Below are 754 nucleotides of genomic sequence, written 5' to 3' on the forward strand. Positions count from 1 at the left end.
TGTTTGGAGAAAACGCGTTATCTAGTTTTGAGGGAACAAAAAAACCCTTGCAAAGTAAAAAGAAATATTGTATAATCTATCTTGTCCTTGATAAACGGGCAAGACGATTGAAATAAATGTCTGCACTTTCTTCTATAAAATGGAAAAAAGAGGATCGGTTCCTCTGTTCAAGCCAGCATGGAAGTAAAGGCGTGCAGTAGGCCTGGTGGCGATGGCGAAGAGGTCACACCCGTTCCCATACCGAACACGGAAGTTAAGCTCTTCAGCGCCGATGGTAATTGGGGGCTTCCCCCTGTGAGAGTAGGACGTTGCCAGGCTGTTACAAACTTTTTTGTGGATTACTAAATGATTATTCCACAGTAGCTCAGTGGTAGAGCTATCGGCTGTTAACCGATCGGTCGCAGGTTCGAGTCCTGCCTGTGGAGCCATGCTTCCATAGCTCAGCAGGTAGAGTGCTTCCATGGTAAGGAAGAGGTCACCGGTTCGAGCCCGGTTGGAAGCTCCATTACTGGCCCGTTGGTCAAGCGGTTAAGACACCGCCCTTTCACGGCGGTAACACGGGTTCGAATCCCGTACGGGTCACCAATTATTCGGAGGATTAGCTCAGCTGGGAGAGCACCTGCCTTACAAGCAGGGGGTCGGCGGTTCGATCCCGTCATCCTCCACCATTTTATATAGTGCCGGTTTAGCTCAATTGGTAGAGCAAGGAGCATTGCTTCTTCGATTGTGCTACGACTTGTCTCGACGCAGATGA

The 754-nt window shown here is 49.2% G+C and carries 4 tRNA genes and 1 rRNA gene; all 5 read left to right on the forward strand.

Annotation, left to right across the window (positions count from 1 at the left end):
- Positions 1-201: 201 nt before the first annotated feature.
- A 5S ribosomal RNA gene (gene rrf / locus WD019_RS21690) occupies positions 202-317 on the forward strand.
- 36 nt (positions 318-353) lie between these two features.
- A tRNA-Asn gene (locus WD019_RS21695) sits at positions 354-428 on the forward strand.
- 1 nt (position 429) lies between these two features.
- Positions 430-505 (forward strand) — tRNA-Thr (locus tag WD019_RS21700).
- 5 nt (positions 506-510) lie between these two features.
- Positions 511-585: transfer RNA gene (locus tag WD019_RS21705), tRNA-Glu, on the forward strand.
- Between the two features lie 7 nt (positions 586-592).
- A tRNA-Val gene (locus WD019_RS21710) sits at positions 593-668 on the forward strand.
- Positions 669-754 lie beyond the last annotated feature (86 nt).

The sequence above is a fragment of the Fictibacillus sp. Mic-4 genome, assembly GCF_049843615.1.
Lineage (GTDB): Bacteria > Bacillota > Bacilli > Bacillales > Fictibacillaceae > Fictibacillus_A > Fictibacillus_A gelatini.